The 17,032-nt window shown below is 69.3% G+C and carries 12 protein-coding genes; 2 read left to right on the top strand and 10 right to left on the bottom strand.

Annotation, left to right across the window (positions count from 1 at the left end; all coding sequences use genetic code 11):
- Position 1 precedes the first annotated feature (1 nt).
- From ACF1DX_RS20990 to ACF1DX_RS20975, 4 genes are all read right to left on the bottom strand, one after another.
- Positions 2-2,983: a DEAD/DEAH box helicase gene (locus ACF1DX_RS20990; RefSeq protein ID WP_391792667.1), complete on the bottom strand. Its 2,982-nt coding sequence runs from the start codon at positions 2,981-2,983 to the stop codon at positions 2-4.
- A gap of 94 nt (positions 2,984-3,077) precedes the next feature.
- Entirely contained in the window at positions 3,078-4,163 is a 1,086-nt protein-coding gene (locus ACF1DX_RS20985) for a protein kinase (protein ID WP_391792666.1), read from the bottom strand.
- Positions 4,164-4,306: 143 nt separating this feature from the next.
- Positions 4,307-4,501, bottom strand: a complete 195-nt coding sequence (locus tag ACF1DX_RS20980) for a DUF397 domain-containing protein (RefSeq protein WP_391792665.1) — start codon at positions 4,499-4,501, stop codon at positions 4,307-4,309.
- A gap of 20 nt (positions 4,502-4,521) precedes the next feature.
- Positions 4,522-5,334 (bottom strand): helix-turn-helix domain-containing protein, encoded by an 813-nt coding sequence (locus ACF1DX_RS20975; RefSeq protein WP_391792905.1) that lies wholly within the window; start codon positions 5,332-5,334, stop codon positions 4,522-4,524.
- A 245-nt stretch (positions 5,335-5,579) separates the two neighbouring features.
- Between ACF1DX_RS20975 and ACF1DX_RS20970 the strand changes: the two genes are divergently transcribed.
- A complete protein-coding gene (locus tag ACF1DX_RS20970) occupies positions 5,580-6,095 on the top strand; it encodes an ATP-binding protein (RefSeq protein WP_391792664.1) in 516 nt (171 codons plus the stop codon).
- On the opposite strand, the gene ACF1DX_RS20965 is transcribed toward ACF1DX_RS20970, so the two are convergent.
- The 6 genes from ACF1DX_RS20965 to ACF1DX_RS20940 form a co-directional block, all read right to left on the bottom strand.
- The gene (locus ACF1DX_RS20965; protein ID WP_391792663.1) at positions 6,055-8,553 is read right to left on the bottom strand and encodes an Hsp70 family protein; all 2,499 of its coding nucleotides are present in this window, start codon (positions 8,551-8,553) and stop codon (positions 6,055-6,057) included. The two genes, ACF1DX_RS20970 and ACF1DX_RS20965, sit on opposite strands and share 41 nt — an antisense overlap.
- A gap of 56 nt (positions 8,554-8,609) precedes the next feature.
- Positions 8,610-9,224, bottom strand: a complete 615-nt coding sequence (grpE, locus tag ACF1DX_RS20960; RefSeq protein WP_391792662.1) for a nucleotide exchange factor GrpE — start codon at positions 9,222-9,224, stop codon at positions 8,610-8,612.
- A 47-nt stretch (positions 9,225-9,271) separates the two neighbouring features.
- Positions 9,272-9,583 (bottom strand): hypothetical protein, encoded by a 312-nt coding sequence (locus tag ACF1DX_RS20955; RefSeq protein WP_391792661.1) that lies wholly within the window; start codon positions 9,581-9,583, stop codon positions 9,272-9,274.
- A gap of 26 nt (positions 9,584-9,609) precedes the next feature.
- The gene (locus tag ACF1DX_RS20950; protein WP_391792660.1) at positions 9,610-12,135 is read right to left on the bottom strand and encodes a hypothetical protein; all 2,526 of its coding nucleotides are present in this window, start codon (positions 12,133-12,135) and stop codon (positions 9,610-9,612) included.
- 96 nt (positions 12,136-12,231) lie between these two features.
- Positions 12,232-14,898: a hypothetical protein gene (locus tag ACF1DX_RS20945; RefSeq protein WP_391792659.1), complete on the bottom strand. Its 2,667-nt coding sequence runs from the start codon at positions 14,896-14,898 to the stop codon at positions 12,232-12,234.
- Positions 14,895-16,361 carry a hypothetical protein gene (locus tag ACF1DX_RS20940; protein WP_391792904.1) on the bottom strand — a complete coding sequence of 489 codons (1,467 nt, stop codon included), beginning with the start codon at positions 16,359-16,361 and terminating at the stop codon, positions 14,895-14,897. The genes ACF1DX_RS20945 and ACF1DX_RS20940 overlap by 4 nt, the downstream gene beginning before the upstream one ends.
- Before the next feature lie 280 nt (positions 16,362-16,641).
- On the opposite strand from ACF1DX_RS20940, the gene ACF1DX_RS20935 reads away from it, so the two are divergent.
- Positions 16,642-17,025 carry a YchJ family protein gene (locus tag ACF1DX_RS20935; protein WP_391792658.1) on the top strand — a complete coding sequence of 128 codons (384 nt, stop codon included), beginning with the start codon at positions 16,642-16,644 and terminating at the stop codon, positions 17,023-17,025.
- Positions 17,026-17,032 lie beyond the last annotated feature (7 nt).

Raw genomic sequence — 17,032 nt, 5'->3', positions numbered from 1 at the left:
GTCACACGCCCTTCTGCTGCTGAACTGCTGCGCCGCCGAAGGCGGCGGCCGGTGCGAGGACCCCGATCACCCGCACCATGGATTCGCCCTGGGTGGCCAGCTGCTCGATGAGCTGCTCGACCTCCACCGCGGTCTTCTGCACGCGGTTCTCCTCGTGCTGCCGCCGGATGCCGCTGAAGCTGAGCTGTTCGAAGGCCGAGAAGCTCTCCCTCTTCCAGGCTTCCAGTCGCTTCTCGTACTCCACGAGCTGTTCGATCAACGGAGTCTCCTGCTCCGCGCGCAGCTCCGCCAGGTGCTCGCGGGTCGCCCGGACCGCCGCCGGGACCAGCGCCTGCAAGGCGTCCTTGTCCCCGGTGAAGGGACGGTTGAGCATCCCCGGCTCGACCCCGGCCCGCCGGAGCACGCCCACCAGGTCGTCGTCGAACTTCGGTGTGCCGCTCTCCAGGCCCGTCACGCAGGTCCAGGCCAGCACCGTCGGGTGGCCCTTGGCGTTGGAGTACATGCCTTGGGTGAGGAACACCGGCTCGCTGACGTCCGCGGTGATGAGGGGCGCCGTGTTGCGGGTGAGCTTGACGAGGACCTTGTCCGTCAGCCACTCCACCACCGGGTGCTGGTCCGTGAGGTAGCTGACGTCGGGCCAGCCGGACGTCTCGGCGCGTTCCTGCTTGGTGAGCGCGCCCTTGCGGCGGTTGCCGCTGCGTTCGCGGGCGCGGTCCAGGCGGTCCTGGCCGAACTCCTTGTCGAAGGTGACCCGGAGCTGCTCCAGGACGCCCCGCTCATCGAGGTACGACTTGGGCAGGACCAGCAGGCGGCGCTGGAGCTCCCGGTCCGGGGTGAAGACCATCATCTTGGGGTGGTCGTCGCTCCAGTGCTTGCCGATGCGCTGCTCCGGGTTGTCGTAGACCTCGTCCAGGGCCTCCTCGACGAAGGCGCGGGTGGAAGCGAAGAGCTGCGGCACCTGGTATCCCGTGGAGTCGCTCTCGGGGGTGTGGTCGCTCAGGAATGCCTCGAAGGGGTCCAGCGGGGCCGGCGGGACGACCGTGTCGAAGGGCTCGTCCCCGGCCAGGAGCCGCTCCACGATGACCTTCTCCTCAGCATCCTCGTCGCGCAGCCCGAGGATGGAGGCGGCCTCACCGAACGCGCGGTGGACCTCGTCCTCGCGCTCCAGCAGGCGCTGCGAGACGGCTCGGTCGGCCGAGGGGCGGTCGGGGTCCTCGTCGTCGGTGAGCAGCAGCAGGGCGCGGATCTCCGGGGGGTGCTGCTGTCCGTAGCGGTCGATGCGGCCGTTGCGCTGCTCGATGGTGATCAGCGACCACGGCAGGTCGTAGTGGATCATCTGGTGGCACTGGCGGTGCAGGTTGACGCCCTCGGCGGCGATGTCGCCGGTGAGCAGCACCCGTACGTCACTGTCGGCGAGGCCGAAGTCCTTGACGGTGCGCTGCTGCTCGTCGTCGGAGAGGCCGCCGTGGAGCTGGCGGACGGCGCCGCCGGTCTTGCCCTTGCCCGGAGCGAATCCGAGGGCCGAGGGCAGGGTGTCCTGCAGTATCTGGAGCGTGGCGCGGCGCTCGGAGAAGATCACGACCCGCTTGTCGGACTTGGGGCCGACCTTGATCTCGTCCTTGAGGACCCGCACCAGCTCCCGGAACTTGGCGGACTCCTCGATGTCGATGGCCTCGGCGAGCGTGCCGAGGCTGACCAGGGCGTCGCGCTCGGCCTGGCGCTCCTGTGCCTCCTTGCTCTCGTCGATGCGGTTGATCCGGTTGGTGACCGTCTCGACGAGTGCCGAGTGGGAGGAGAGGAAGGACTTCAGCAGGGTGTAGGGAAAGAGCCGCGCGCCCTTGCCGGTGACGGGGGCCGGGCGACCGTCCTTCGGGTGGATCCAGACGTCGTACAGCTCGTCGAAGACCTGCTGTTCGGCCGGGGTCGCCGTGCAGTCGATGGCGATCGGCTCCTCGCGGGTGGCCCATTTGTGGCCGATCTCGGCGGAGACGTCGGGGGACATCTTGTGCCGCCGGATGTAGAGGTGATCGAGCTGCGTCTCGTCGTAGTCGCTGGTGTTGGGGATGGCCGTCGGGTCGAGCAGGCTCAGCAGTTCGCCGAAGGACTCTCGCTGACCGTTGTGCGGGGTGGCGCTGGCCAGGATCAGGGCGTCGGTCTTCGGTGCGAGGAGCTGGGCGAGGCGGTTGTTCTTCGTGCCCGTGTTGATCAGCTTGTGCGACTCGTCGATGACGACGGCGTCCCAGGTGACCTGCATGAGGTGGCTGCGCCAGCGGTCGGACCGCAGGGTGTCGATCGAGATGATCGCCCGCTTGTAGTAGGAGAAGGGGTTGCGGCCGGCCGGGATGTCGTTCTTGATCCGCTCGATGCCGGCCGAGTCGAGCCGTACGACCGGGATCGCGAAGCGGGTCCACAGCTCGTGCTGGAACTGCTCCAGGATGTGCTTCGGCGTGACCACGAGGATGCGCTCACCCCGCCCGCGCCTGATCAGCTCGGACAGCAGCAGACCGACCTCGAGGGTCTTGCCGAGGCCCACCGCGTCCGCGATCAGCAGCCGGGGGCGCAGGGCGCGCAGGGCCGCCTTGGCGGGCTCGCGCTGGTAGGCGAGGTCGTCGACCAGGTGGGTGCCGACGGTGGCGAGGCGTTGCTCGGACAGGGGCAGCGGGGTCTTGCGGATCAGCGCGTCGATGAACAGGCGCGAGCGACGGCACTCGGGCGAGGGGTCGGGTTCGAGCTCGGTGTCCTCGGGGCGCAGCGGGGTCACCCGGTCGAGGTCGTCGTGGGCGAAGAAGACCGCCCGCTGGTCGCGGACCAGGGCGGAGATGCCGCGCACGTCCAGGCGGGTGCCGTCGTGCTCGGTCTCGGCGACCTCCACGACCAGCCAGTCCTCGTTACGGGCCCGGACCTGCATGCCGGGGGCGAACCGGGTACCGCCGGATGTGTCGCCCGGAGCGTTGCCCGGGGCGTTGTCGGCAACGGTGGCCATCGGCGGGTCTCCTTCGACTGCTGCACTGCTTGCTGCTGCGTTGTTTCGGGTGTGGTGGGTCCCGTCGGCGCGGGGAGGGCTTCCGAGCGAGGGCTCAGCCGCCGTAGTCGCCGCGACGGTCCTCGATACGGCTGCGCCACCGGGCCGCCCAGCGGTCCGGCACGGCCTCCGGTTCCGGTTCGGCGACCGGTGTGGTCACCACCGGCTGCGGGTGCGGCACGGCATCGGGCTCCGCCTGCGGGACGTCGTCCGGTTCGATGTCCGGCAGCGGCTCCGGAGCCGGTGCCCGTACCGGCTCCGCCTGGTGCTGGAGGACGTCCGCGAGGAAGACCTCCGGCAACGGCGGGTAGGCCTGCGCGTCCATCGGCACACCGGAGTCGAGCAGGCGGCCCATGGCCTCCTCCAGCACGCTCTGCGCCGTCGGCCGGTCCTCCACGTCGTAGGACAGGGTACGGGTGACCAGGTCGACTAAAGCGGTCGGGAGGCCGGTCAGGTCCGGCTCCAGGTCCAGCGTCCGCTGCACGGGCATCTGCGCGTAGAAGGGGACGTGGCCGGTCGCGGCGTGCACCAGCGTCGCGCCGAGGCTGTAGACGTCGGCCGCCTCGCTGGCCCTGCGGGAGTCCTTGGCCTGCTCGGGCGCCATGTAGGCGAGGGTGCCGAGCGCCGCGCTCGCCGTGGTCAGGCCGGTGCCGCCGTGGACGTGGGAGATGCCGAAGTCGATGACCCGGACCCCGTCCGCCGCGACCAGGACGTTGGCGGGCTTGAGGTCTCGGTGCAGCAGCCGTACGGAGTGGATGTGCATCAGGGCGTCCGCCAGGCCGGCGGCCAGCCACCACGCGCCGACCTCGCTGACCGCTCCGTGCTGGTCCAGCAGCTCCAGCAGCGACGGGGCGTGTATGTACTGGGTGGCGATCCACGGTGTGTCCGCGTGCGGGTCGGCGGCGACCAGGGCGGCGGTGTGGAAGCCGCCCACGCGCCGGATCGCCTCCAGCTCCAGGGCGAAGCGCCTGCGGAAGTACTCGTCCTCCGCGAGCTGCGGCCGGACGACCTTGACGGCCACGGGGCGGGTCGAGCGGTACCCGAGGTACACCACGCCCATCGCGCCCTGGCCCAGTCGGCCATCCAGCCGGAAGCCGCCGATCCGCTTGGGATCGCCCGCCCTGAGCGGCTGCAGCACCATTCCCCCCACCGTGTCCCGTCCTGAGCGGACAAGGACGAGATTATCAGCGGCTCGATTCACCGTTCCTGCACATCCGGAGACTGATCCTTCTCCGCGGACACAGTGGTCACGGGGGACTGCAGGATGCCTTCAGGCGGACCGGGTCAGACCTCGCCACCGGGGCGCGCAGCGAAGCCGGTGAAGGCCGCCCATGCGGTGGGGGTCACGGTGAGCGCAGGACCAGTGACGATCTTCGAGTCACGGACGTGAACGGCTTGCCGCGAAGCGGCCACTTCTACGCACTGGCCACCCTCGGCACCGCTGTAGCTGCTCTTGAACCACCGCAGGTCCTGAGTCATGGTCGTGATCCCTCGGGCGTTCATAGCTCCCTCAGCAACTTCTCGATGTAGGCCAGAGACTCACACGGGGTGAGGGCCTGCGCACGGATGATCCCATAGCGCGCAGCGAGCGCGCGGACCTCTTCGCGAGAAGTCACCAGTGTGCTACGTCCCTGCGCTTCTGTGTAGCCGATCTGCTCTCCTCCCTCACGGGAAAACACCGTGAAGCCGCCGTCCACACCAGCGTTGTCCTCCCGATCGAGGGGCATCAGTTGCACCTCGACGTTGCGCTTCTCTCCGATCAGAAGGATCTGCTCCAACTGCCCCCGTACCACCGTGGTTCCGCCGAGCCGCCGCAACAGTACGGACTCCTCCATGACGAAACTGAACAGAGGCGCGGGCCACTTGTTGAGGATCTCCTGGCGAGCCAGACGCGCCGCTACCCGCTCTTCAATCGTCTCCTCCTTCAGGAGCGGTCGGCGCATGCGCAGAACCCCTCGCGTGTACTCCTCCGTCTGCAGCAGGCCGTTGACCATGTGGGTGTCGTACACCTGCAACTCGACCGCCTCCGCCTCCAACCGCGCCGCATCCCGAAAGAACGCCGGATACCGCGCCCGTGCGACCTCTTCCTTCATCGCCCGCAGAACGCCCCCGGCGTCCAGTACCTCGTCCGCCTTGTCGATCAGCTCCGGTTTGGGGATGCGTCGGCCGAGTTCGACCGACGTGATCTGGTCCTCCCCGTAACCGAGCCGGGACCCCAGCTCCCTCCGCGTCAGCCCGGCCCGCTCCCGCAGGAGTCTCATCTGCCGCCCGAAGCACCGCAGGAAGCTCGCCCCGTCGTCCTGTTCCACCATGCCCGCCGCCTCCGGCACCTCATCACCCACGGTTCTGGTACGCGGCCGTACAGGCTGAGGCCGTGCACGCAGCGCGAGGCGTCACGCTACGCGCAGTGATGAAGGGCCGGCCCCGAACGCCCACAAGTTCCCTCGTACGAGGACTCGCCTCCGCATGTACGCACGTGGCAGCCACCTGTACAGCCCCAGCCAGTACAGGCGTTTCCGCTGGTCAGCGCCGCATTGCCTTCGGCAGGCTCACCGCCATGAAAACCTCGGACACCACCACCGCACAGGCACCGGAAGGCCCGGCCGCCCCGCACGAGTTCGCCATGCAGTTCACCTCCACCCCGCGCGGTGCCCGTCTCGCCCGGCGTCTCGTCTCGCACCGGCTCGACCAGTGGGGGCACCCGTACGACTCCCCCGTCAACGAGACCCTGACCCTGATCGCGGCCGAACTCACCTCCAACGCCGTGCGGCACGGTCACGTCCCCGGCCGGGACTTCCACCTCCGGCTGACCGCGACCCGGGACGTACTCCGCATCGAGGTGACGGACACCCGCACCGAGCAGGTGCCGCCCTCGTCCGTCCAAGAGGCACCCAACGACGCGGAGTCGGGCCGGGGACTGCTCCTGGTAACCCGACTGGCCGCCCGTTGGGGCGCCGCCCCACGGCCCTCCGCACCCGGCAAGACCGTCTGGGCGGAGCTTTCTCCAGCGGCCACCTGCCCGACCGCCCGGTTCAGCGCACCGTCTTCTCCGGACGCACGGTCCGGCGGGTAGGAGCACGGAACTCCGCCTGGTCCCGCCGCATTTCACGGTAGAGGTCCGAGATGCGGGACTTGGCGGCGTCGGTGCGGGAGAAGTCGCCCTGCCGGACGGCCTCGGTCAGTCCCTCGCCGGCCTGGCGAATGCGTTGCTGCAACGCCGGGTTCACACCGTTCTGCGAAGCGAAGGCCAAGGCACTCATCACCTGGTACACGTCCTCCCCGAGGCGGCTTCGCACGGCCAGCACCTCAAGGGCGATCTTGTGTCCCCGGTCGAAGTCTCCGGCCTTGCGCGTCGTCCGCAGCTCGTTGCGGTGGTGCCGCATGGCCTCCAGGTCCTCCGGCGGCATCAGATCCGCCACGTGCTGCGGGTAGAGGAACGCGAGGGCGGATGCCCAACGTACGGTCTTCTGCTGCTCCAGCAGGTTGTCCGCCTCTTCCAGGAGTGTGTCCAGGGACCGTCCGGGTGCCTCACCCCGGACGATCTGCTCCAGCGAACCCGCCGTCTCCTTCAGCACGGCGGATTCAGCCGGGGTGAGCTCGTGGTCCCACTCGGCGAGGAACGTCTGGAATCGCTGGTTGACGTCCTTCGCCCGCCTGCGGAACTCGGGAGTCAGCAGGTTGCGCCGGAAGACGGCAGGGACGAACTCCGCTCCGTCGAGCCGGGTCTCCAAGCGGATCGTGCGGTCCTTGTCGAGGTGTACGGCGAGGGTGAGGGGTTTCGTGCCCGTGATGCCCTCGGGCAGCGGGTACATCACGACGCCACACAGATCGTTGCGCTCCGCAGGCTGGAGGTCGCCTTCGTACAGCGCGATCTCGAGCAGGTCACCCGCGTTGCCGGTGATGTGGAAATCGTGCCGGGCCGCCTGCTGCGTGGGGTAGGGGTCGCCGGCCGTGATCAAAGGAGTCAGCAGCCCGTCGGCGGTGTGGACGCCGATGGGCAGAGGAATCACCCCGGACGGGTCCGCGACGGGCAGTTCTTCTTCACAGAACGAGCATGTGACGAGGCCCGGCAGGTTCACCAGCGAGCAGTTCGGGCACTTCAGACCGCCGCTGTCGTGCAGTCCGGCCCCACACAGGTCGCATTCCGAGGCCTCCGGGTCGTTCTCCTCCCCGCACTTGTCGCAGACTGCGGGGGACGGCGTCAGCCGTTCGGCCGTGAGCCCGGTGAGGTCGGATGCGCAGACGGGACACGCCTGCGTGTCCTCAGGAGCGGGTACGTGGCACGTCGGGCACTCCACCGTCGGGGAGCCCACCAGCGAGGTGGCGCATTCGGGGCACGCGTCGGCGTCCAGCGGACAGTCCGCACGGCATTCGGGACACTCAAGTTCCTCGACGAGTGCCGACTGAACGGCCGCACCCAGCGCGACGCACGTCATGGGGTTCACGTCCGTGCGCAGTTTCTCGCGGCCGAAGACGTCCGCCAGCCGTTCCCGCACCAGCGGGATGGCGCTCGAGCCGCCCACCAGGAGAACCTGGTCCATGTCTTCCGGACGCAGCAAGGCATCGGTCACGGTCTTCAGTGTCAGACGGACGGTCTCCTCGATCCTGTCGGAGATGAGGTCCTCGAACTCCTCGCGGTCCACGGTCTCCGAGAGGCTCTCGCCGGAAGCGCCGAGTGTTGGGGTGATCACCTCGGTCGAGGCCGCCGTCGACAGGTCGATCTTGGCGCGCTCCGCGGCCTCGCGGATCCTCATGGCGGCGCCCGGCAGCGGTTCGTATCCGGGGTTGCGTGCGTCGAGGAGTCCCTGGAGGCGGTCGGCCAGGCTGCCGTCGAAGTCCGTACCGCCGAGCAGGTTGTTCCCGCCCGTGCCGAGCTCGTCCGTCACGCCCGGCATCAGGGTGAAGACGGAGACGTCGAAGGTGCCGCCTCCCAGGTCATAGACGAGAACGGTCGCGTCGTCCTTGTCCTGCGCGCGTCCGAGACCGTGGGCGAGCATCGCCGACATGGGTTCCGACAGCACCCGGACGACGTGGAAGCCGGCCAGTCTGCCCGCTTCGCGGGTGGCGGCGATCTGCCGTTCGCCGAAGTAGGCCGGTGCGGTGATCACCGCACGGCCGAACTCCGTTCCGAGACGGACCTCGGCGTTCCGCTTGAGCCGCCGGAGGATGATCGCGGAGATGTGGACGGGGGTGTAGCGGTGTTCTCCCAGCTGGATCAGAACGCCACCGTCAGGCCCTTCGGTGATCTTCGGGCCGCCGTCTCCCATGCGGCGGAGGGCCTGCTGCACCTTCTCGTCCTTGAACTGGCGTCCCATGAGGCGCTTGACGGTGGTGATCACGCGCGCGGCGTCCCGCTCCACCCAGTTCAGCGCCTCGTGCCCGATGAGAAGCCCGTCGTCCGCGGTGAGACCCACGGCCGAGGGGGTCCCGCCGTCCTCCGGGCCCTCGGACACCACTTCCGGTTCACCGTCCTTGAGCCAGGCCACGACCGAGTTGGTGGTGCCGAGGTCGATTCCGAGAGTTCTGCGCACGTCGGGGTTCCTGTTCTGCGAGTGGAGAGTGCGGGGCAAGAGCACGTGGAGAGGGGTCAGGAGCGGCGACGGCTGCGGCGCCTGTGCCGCGGCAGCCGACGAGGCTGCCTTCGAGAAGTGGCCGGACCGGACCGCTTCGGCTCCTTCGCGAGCTCCACGGGCTCCTCGGGCGCTCCCGGGTCGGGTCCGGGGACGGCGACCACGACCTCGGCGGTCCGCAGCACCCGCTGCCCCAGATAGAAGCCCGCCACCCGCTCCTCCAGCACCGTGTCGGCGGGACACCTGGACGTGGGGCGTGTGTCCACGACCCGGGCGACGTCGGGCACAGCCTGCCGGTGGGTAAGGTCCATCGGCCGGACGTCGGCTTTCAGCAACCGGAGACGCAGCAGTCTGTGTGCCGCGGAGACCTGTTCGATCAGCCTCTCCACAGTCACGGCCGCGCGGTTCGGGTCCTGGCGGACCGACCACCGCACGGACTCCGCGAGCACGTCGTCGACATCGAGCAGGCCGGTGAGCAGGCGGTGCAGGGAAGCCTCCGACTCGGCTCTCTGCCGCGCCAGTTCGTCCTCGTCCCGGGCACGCCGCCGTTCCAGGGCTTCGCAACGGGTGCGCAACTGTGCGATCAGGCGTTCGGTGTCGGAATCGGGCCGGGCGGAGGACGGTACGGTCAACGCAAGCTCCAGAGGAGGTGAGAGGGCTGCCAGGTGGCCTCGGGCCTTCAGTCGGGCCGTACGCCCAGGCTCGCGGGGTCGGGAAACAGGGGAGAGACCTCCGCCATACGCTGACGTGCCTCGGCCAGCAGGGCGGCACCGCTCTCATCGGGCGGCAGTCGGACGGGCAGCGGCGTCAGAAGATCCGCCTCGTGGCGTCCGGCGGGACGCCTGAGGGCCTTGTGTGCCCGGGAGATATGGTCGCGCAGATCACGATCGCCCTGGGCCGACCTCATCGCCCGATGGTAGGCGGCACGGATGTCGGCATCGGAGGCGCCGACATCCAGCCCCAGCACGTCGTAGGGGGAATCACCGAACATGCTCCTGGACACTTCTCGTCCTTCTCTCACCACAACGGATCGGCCTTGTCCACCTGGAACAGGGAAAGCTGGTGTGCCGAGGCGTACGTGCGTGCCGACCGGGTGTCCGAGCGCGCAGCCGCGTTGTCACCCCTGTCGAGATGCCGACGCGCACGTCGGTCGTACGCCTCGGCGACCGCCATGTCGAGCCTGCTGCGGTCCTCGACGTCCCTCGGGCACCGGCGGACGAGAGCGATGGCTTCGTCGTATTTCTCGTTCGCGCTGAGCAGTTCCACCAGGTCGGCCAGTACCGAGACCTGTGTGTCGGAGATCTCCGGTTGAACTTCGTAACTGCGGGCGACCGCCAGTATGTCGAGCGTTTCCCGTAGATCGTCCTCGTCGAGTTCGTCGTAGGGCAACGCACGTTCGTACAACCCTGTCGCGATGTCGTGCTTCGGGCCTCGCCCGGGGCGCCAGTGGCCGGAATCCGGATCCGAAAGAGAACGGGCCTCCCGCATCAGGCTCAGGGCCTTTGCACGGTCGTCGTTCATCGCCGTGTTCAGAGCATGCTCGTACAGGGCGTCGGCCAGGGCTCGGCGAGCGGACTGGGAAGTTTCGTCACGCTCGAGGACGCCGCGCAGTATCTCGATGGCCTCCTGCAGCCGGAAGACGATCTGTCTCCCGAGGAGGCGTTCGGCGCTCCGTGTCTCGGCCGCGTTCAGCGCTGCGACGGCCAACTCGTTCGAGGGGTCCAGTTCGTGGGCGCGGGCGAAGCGGACACGGGCCTCGTCGTGTGCGTCCCGCTGCTGAACCTGCTCGCCCAGGTGCACGCACCCGACCGCCAGGTCCCGTTTCAGTTGCTCATGATGCGGGGCCATGGCGAGGGCGCGCTCCAGGAGGCCGACATACGCCTGCCAGTCGACCTCGGCGCGGTTCTTGTACAGGGCGAATCCCGCGTGCACGCCCGCCCGGCCTATCTCTTCCTCATGGCCGGTGAGGGAGACACCGTTGGCCGCCGCGTCCTCGAAGTCCCGTATCGCAGCCGCCCAACGTCTGGCCTCCACATGGGCACGCGCCCGGGCGAACAGCGCGGCGCCGAGGACTCTCCGAGGACCTCGAAGGGACTCGTCGTTCTCCTGAGCACCGTGTCGCGCGGTGCCTTCGGCTTCGATACCTGTGATGACGTCGTCGAACCTGCCGAACTCCAGCAGCGTCAGATAGTGCCCCTCAGGGGACAACAGACCCTCGAGTCGACCGCCGACCTCGTCACCCTCGCCGCTTGCCTCCGACACCGCACTGTGGACATCCGCGACCAGGTCTTTCCACCGCCCGCCGGCCGACGACAGAAGGTCGAGGAAGCCCGGACCGAAGGAGAAGTCGTATCCGCGGTCCGGGGGCGTCAGGGCGTCTTCCATGACCTGGGGCAGTCTCCGGGCAACGGCCAGTTCGACCTCCCAGGCCAGTTCCAGGCTGTCCGCCGTCGGCCGTTCCGCGGTTCTGTCGTCGTCCCGCAGTGCTTGGCGGATGCGCTCGGTGAGGGCGTCCGCAGCGGCCTTCCGCTCGTCGGCCGTCAACGAGCGCCCGGAGTGTCGCTCAAGCTCCCACCAGTACGAGACGGAGTGCAGAACCATCGCCCAGCAGGCGATGGCCTGCCGCGCGGCCTCCTCACGCACCTGGTCGTCCGTCTCGGCGTCACCGGCGAAGACGCGCAGAGCCGTGAGCGCCAGGGCGTGCACCGCGGCGGTGTCGACCGGCCTCGCCAGCCACTCCTCGTACCGGACCCGCCACGCCTCGGTGTGACGGCCCGTACGGCTCAGCCGGAGTGCCGCCCATGGACGCAGCCACTCGTGCGTCTCGGGCAACGGCGAGTCCGAGGCTCCGGACTCCGGTACACAGGCCCATTCCAGATCCGTGGGCTGGAGGGTCCTGGACGCGCGGTACAGCAGAAGGGCCGCACGCCGGTCGGGCGCGAAGGAATCGAGAACGTCGGCCTGCTCGCCGAGGTTCGCGGCCTCCTCCGGAGCGAGGCAGGCAAGCAGTGCCTTCGCCGTGCCCCAGTTCGTCGTGCGGGCCCAGGACGCGAGCGTTTCCACGGCGGTCCCGACGCGGTCGGCCAGGACCGCCGCCTGCACCAGGTTGTGCAACGCCACGTCGAGACACGGACCGCAGCGGGCCACACCGTCTTCGCGCTCCGCGCCGTGCTCGGGGCAGAACCAGCGGTCGCACTGACCGCACAGGCCGCCGGCAGAGCCCGTGCAGTCCTCGTCGAAGCAGAAGAGGGTCTGTTGGCACGCCTGGTCCCCGGGAAGCGAGAAGGCCAGCGCCCGCTCGTACCAGTCACAGCACTCGGTCCAGTTCTGCGCGCGGGCCGCGAGCGTTCCCCGCAGGGCGGCGTGACGGGCATCGACCACTGCGTCGCCGACCGCCGCTGCGCGTTCCAGCCGCCGCAGATGGCTGATGGTTATCGCGAAACGACCTTGAACGTAGGCGGTGACAGCCTGTTCGAACAGGGCGGACGGGTCACCGACCGTCGCACCGTCGTCCTCGGCACCTCCCCATACGGTGTGCGACACCACCGTTCCCCTTCGGTCTGCCCGCGGCACGGAAGCAGGCATCGGCCGACGCCCCCTCCGGCCGATCTTCCGCATATGCCTGTGCAGCATAAAGTCTCAGGTGGCGTCCTCGAACAGTCGTCGCATCAACTCCGGGTACGGCAGATCCACTCCGGCCAAAGTTGTCCTCAATGCTTCGGGCGGTCCCGTCCTGAGCGGGGTCGGAGCGCCGATGAGGCCGGGGACGGCGGAGAGGTCACCGCCGCTGAACCGTGACTCCGGTGTGGCCGGGGAGCGCACCTCGTACGTGCGCCACACGCGTGCAGGGGGATTCAGCAGGACCAGCCGCGGCTTCGCCCAGGCGGCGAACGCCCAGCGTCTCCTGCCGCGGGCTCGGACGAGCACCCCGTCGGCGTGATGCCGGCCAAGCCTGTCGGCGGCTCTGGCGACGACGGGGACCGGGTTCCCGAAGGAGCCCGTGATGTCCCAGATCCCGTCCTCGTACCTGACCGACCAGCCCGCCTTGGAGAGTTCCTCGATCACCTCGGCGTGCGGATCGTCCTCCTTGGCCAGGCCCACGAGTCGTTCCACTTCACTCCAGGGCGCGACGCGGGCGAGCGCCTGCTCCGGCGGCAGCATCAGGTCCTCGGCCTCGGCGGGGTCGGCGCGCGCGATCATGCTCCTGTGGTTCTGCCACGCGCGGGCGGCCAGCACGTCGTACTCGCCGCCGCCGGTGAAGGTGGCGTCCTGGCTGAGCAGGGTCATCAGTACGGCCGCCACCGCGTCCACGCGTCGACCGGTCTCGGGCGGGGGCTGCTGTTCCGCCGTTTCGTCGTCCGGTCCGTCCTGGGGATCGAGAGCCCCGAGAAGACCGCTCAGACCCTCGCGCCAGCTGTGATCGTCGTCGTCCCAGACCCCTGCGGCCAGGAGCTGGACGTACAAACCGGCCACCAGGAGCCGCACGGGGAGCGGCTGCGCCGGCGATCCGTCAGGGTCGACGAGCGTGTCGGCCCAGCGCTGCGCCCAGACGCGGCAGCGGGCTCGCTGCTCAAGGGGGACGTAGGGCACGGCAACCGCACCGTCGACGACGGGGTCCTCGTCCTCCGTTCCCTCGTCGTACGCCCCGTCCTCCTCTGCGGACGCGGCAAAGGTGACCGTCGACACGATCCACCGGGAGGCTGACGGCTCGGGGAGATCGATCTGCGCGGTACCGAACGCCAGACCGGCCAGTGGAAGTCCGATCATCCGACGGCAGTCGGCGAGGTAGGCGTCCCAGCGGTCGACGCCGCTCGTGACCGCCGTGCTCGTCGCGCTTTCCGTCGCGGGGCTCACCCGGGCAGCGGACATGCCGGCGGTGAGCTCGCGCAGGCGCAGCAAGTCAGTCTCGAAGCGCCGCGCCGCACCTTCGTCGGTGAACAACGCCTGTGTGGTGTAGTCGTGGCTCAGTCGAGGCCCACTGTCGTGGGTATGACGGCGTGCGCTGTGTACGGGGCTGTAGACGAAGACCACCGCTGATTCGACGCTGCTGCCGTCCGGTCGGCGGCAGGTCGCGCGTACGGCCGCGCCGGGCATTTCGGGCATCGGGAAGGAGAAGGCCGACCTTCCGGCAGGGATGGAGCCGATGGCGGTCCAGGAGCCCGGTGATCCGTCCGGGGAGGTACTGATCACGACGGGGGTCGGCTCGCTGCGGGCCAGGGAAACGTGAAGGCCTTCACTGTCCGTCTTGGCGCCCAGCAGGACGAGCGCACGCCCGGCGCCGGTGGTGAAAGGCCGGAGAGTGTGGCCCTTCAGACTGGTGAGCGCGGTGGTGGGTCCCTCTTCGGGAAGCAGGGGTGAGGTGTCGGCGGAGAGCACGGCGAGTTCGCAGTTGCCCCCTTCCCCGGTGCTCGTGCACAGAGCGGCGCGGGTGAGGTTGGGACTTCCGGTGAGTGCGTGCCAGCGCTCGCCGATGCGCCACTCGACGAACTTGCCGTGCCGCATCCGCGTCTCTTCGAGAAGCCGGATCCCGGTGGAACGGCCGTCGAGCGCCCTCTTGACCGTCTCGGCGTCGTAGCTCGACCAGCGGGGCTGGAGACCGAGCGTGACCTGGCCCGGCATCAGGCGGTCGACGAGTGCTCGCAGGGCGTGGGCCTGCGGATCGATGAACGGGGCGTACGCCTGGACCTCGTCCACGGGCCCCGGTGTCAGCTGTTCCACCAGGCTCCGGTGGAGATTGTGCAGGAGCCGCGGGCCGGTTTCCGGCCCGGCGGGGGCGTTGACGTGCCTTTCGGTCAGAAGGGTCGCCACTTCTCCGAGGTGGCTCGCCGTCCAGGGCGCCATGTCCACGACGGCGGGCAGTTCCTCCAGCCACTCCGCGAGATCGGCGAGCAGGGCGTGGGAGGCGTCGTCCTCGGTCTCCACCACGGTCCACAGCTCATCATTGGCTCCCCAGCCGGACAGCGTCGAGTTTCCCGATCCCACGGCCAGTCGACAGGCGTGTTCGCCGATCAGCAGGACCACTTTGGGGTGGAAGGCGCCCCGGCAGCCGGCGAGGCCGTGCAGGTAACCGCGGCCCGCCATGCGTACGTCGACCGGGTCGTACAGTCCCTGGGCCGCGTCACCGATCACCGCGGTGCGTGCGCCCAGGGCGCGTGCGACCGGGATCGCGACCCGTTCCAGGAACGGGAGATCGACGGTGAATCCGAGGAGGAGCACTTCGTGCAGCGGTTGCTTGTCGCCGCGTTTGGCCCATTCATGCAGCAGCGTGACAGGGGACGCGAAGCGGGTGTGCTGCGCCGCGCTCATCGTTCCGTCTCCAGGATCATCCGGCCGGAGGCCGTGACGACGTGGCAGCCGTCCCGGACGTCGAAGAGCCCGAGTTGCCGCCCGAAGGAGCCCAGTTGGGGAATGCGCGTACCGATGTCGGAGTCTCCCTCGTCGCCGGTCTTGAAGTAACGCTCGTTGCGCACGTGCAGACGGGAGAAGATCTTCAGTCCGCCCGTCGCCGGATCGGGGCTCAGCTTGGCGAGCGCCACCCGGCTGGACTGGGCCAGCATGTCGTCCACCAGCCGGGCCGCCAGGTCGTGGACCGGCCGGTCGGAGTAGTCGCGGATGAGGCCGTCGACCCATGTCGGGTCGAGGAACTCCGCGGAGCGTCGCTGCCGGCCCAGGAAGACGGCACGTACGTCGTCGGGCAGGTGCCCCTCCCTGGACCTCAGGGCGCCCACGAGCAGCAACCGGACGTTGGTCATGGGGGCGTCACCGCCCTTCTCGAGAACTTCTCGTTCGGCCGGCAGCAGCAGCCCGTCCGGACCCTTGAGCGGCGGCAGACCCTCCAGGAGCCCTCGCACACTTCCCTCCGGAGCCTGCTGCGCCAGCCAGTCGCGCAGTTCCTGTGCCGTCCGGTCGGCCTCGCCCTCCTTGGACCCGATGTCGGCCACGAGAGCGGCCCACAGCCTGCGCCAGGCACCCACGGAGTAATGCCGCAGCAGCAGCCCTCGCCAGCCCGCTGTCTCCGGAATGGCCGCCAGGACGGGATCGGTGGTCATGTCCTCACCGAAGGCGACGGCTGAGCGCAGCGTCTCCTCGTACCCGGCCCCCTCCTGGCCGTGCAGGTGGATCGCCCGGCCGAGAATGCGGAAGGTGGCTCTCCTGGTACGGTCGGACGCCTCCCAGTCCTGAGGGGTGTGGATTCCCCCGGCATCCGTGGCCGTCAGCACTTGCGTCAGCCAGTCCTGCTCGACCGAGGACGGGATACCGAGACCGGCCTGGCCGGCCTGCTCCAGCTCGACGAAGGACACCACGTCCCGCTCCACAAGTGAGAGCAGCGGGGCGAACAGTTCCCGCAGGGGCGCAGGGCAGGCGTGCCGACCGGGTCGAAGCGCTCCGTCCCGGGCCTCCACGGTGCCGAGAACCGTGGCCGACCCTCCGTACTGGTCCCAGAAGCCCCACCGGCGGGGCGAGTACGACTGACTCAGGTGTTCCTGGTCCGCCGCGCGAGCCAAGTCCAACTCCTGTGCGCAGAAACGTCGTACCCGATCGATTCCATGAGGGAACCATGCCTCGTCGGCAGCCTCCGCGTCATGCTGGAGCGCGGCCATCAGCACCTCGCAGCGACGGACCAGTCGGCGGCAGGCGGTCAGGTCCAGCGCCTTCCGCTCGGCATGCGCGGCGATCGCCGCGTACAACGAGTGGTAGCGGATGTAGCGGGTCACTGTGGAGACACCCGGCACCAACCGGTCGATCGCCCGCATCACCGGGCCCTCCACGGCCAACGGATACCTCCCCGACCGCACTCCGAGCCCTTCCAGCGCCCATGCCGGTCCTTGAACATCCGTGGTCACTACGCCGTTTCCCTCCCAGCAGGCCTGATGAAGCAGCACATCAGCCGTCACTCTGTGATCCACTCGTCAGACTAGGTGTCGGGTTTCATGCGTGAGGCCGGTTTCGCCGGACTCGTGGATGATCACAGTGCGGCATGGGACAGCGCCCGGCACGGACCACTGATCCACAGCTCCCGTATCCCGGCCTTGAGAACGATCGGACAGAATGGTCGCCATGACCACACGTTCCTGCCCCTGCGGGCTCCCCGAGCCGTACGAGGCATGCTGCGGCCGGTTCCACAGCGGGGCCGCCGCCGCGCCCACCGCCGAGCGGCTGATGCGGTCGCGGTACTGCGCGTTCGTGCGGCGGGACGGGGCGTATCTGCTGCGGACCTGGCATCCGGGGACGCGGCCGGAGCGGGTCGACTTCGATCCCGGGATGCGGTGGACCGGGCTGGAGATCCTGGACACCGACGGCGGGTCCGCCTTCCACTCCACCGGGACGGTGACCTTCCGGGCCTCCTACCGGGGCGGCTCACTGCACGAGCGCAGCCGGTTCGAGCGGGTCGACGGGGCGTGGGTGTACGTCGACGGGGAGTTCCTGGAGTAGTCCCCGT

Source organism: Streptomyces sp. NPDC014676 (assembly GCF_043084105.1).
Lineage (GTDB): Bacteria > Actinomycetota > Actinomycetes > Streptomycetales > Streptomycetaceae > Streptomyces.
The sequence above is the reverse complement of the archived record's forward strand: the minus strand, read 5'-3'. Positions and strand labels throughout refer to the sequence as shown.

Coding starts and splice junctions, on each gene's coding strand:
- ACF1DX_RS20945 (WP_391792659.1), bottom strand. CDS start 14,898: ATGAGCGCGGCGCAGCACACCCGCTTCGCGTCCCCTGTCACGCTGCTG.
- ACF1DX_RS20970 (WP_391792664.1), top strand. CDS start 5,580: ATGAAAACCTCGGACACCACCACCGCACAGGCACCGGAAGGCCCGGCC.
- ACF1DX_RS20980 (WP_391792665.1), bottom strand. CDS start 4,501: ATGACTCAGGACCTGCGGTGGTTCAAGAGCAGCTACAGCGGTGCCGAG.
- ACF1DX_RS20975 (WP_391792905.1), bottom strand. CDS start 5,334: ATGGTGGAACAGGACGACGGGGCGAGCTTCCTGCGGTGCTTCGGGCGG.
- ACF1DX_RS20985 (WP_391792666.1), bottom strand. CDS start 4,163: ATGGTGCTGCAGCCGCTCAGGGCGGGCGATCCCAAGCGGATCGGCGGC.
- ACF1DX_RS20955 (WP_391792661.1), bottom strand. CDS start 9,583: ATGTTCGGTGATTCCCCCTACGACGTGCTGGGGCTGGATGTCGGCGCC.
- ACF1DX_RS20935 (WP_391792658.1), top strand. CDS start 16,642: ATGGTCGCCATGACCACACGTTCCTGCCCCTGCGGGCTCCCCGAGCCG.
- ACF1DX_RS20990 (WP_391792667.1), bottom strand. CDS start 2,983: ATGGCCACCGTTGCCGACAACGCCCCGGGCAACGCTCCGGGCGACACA.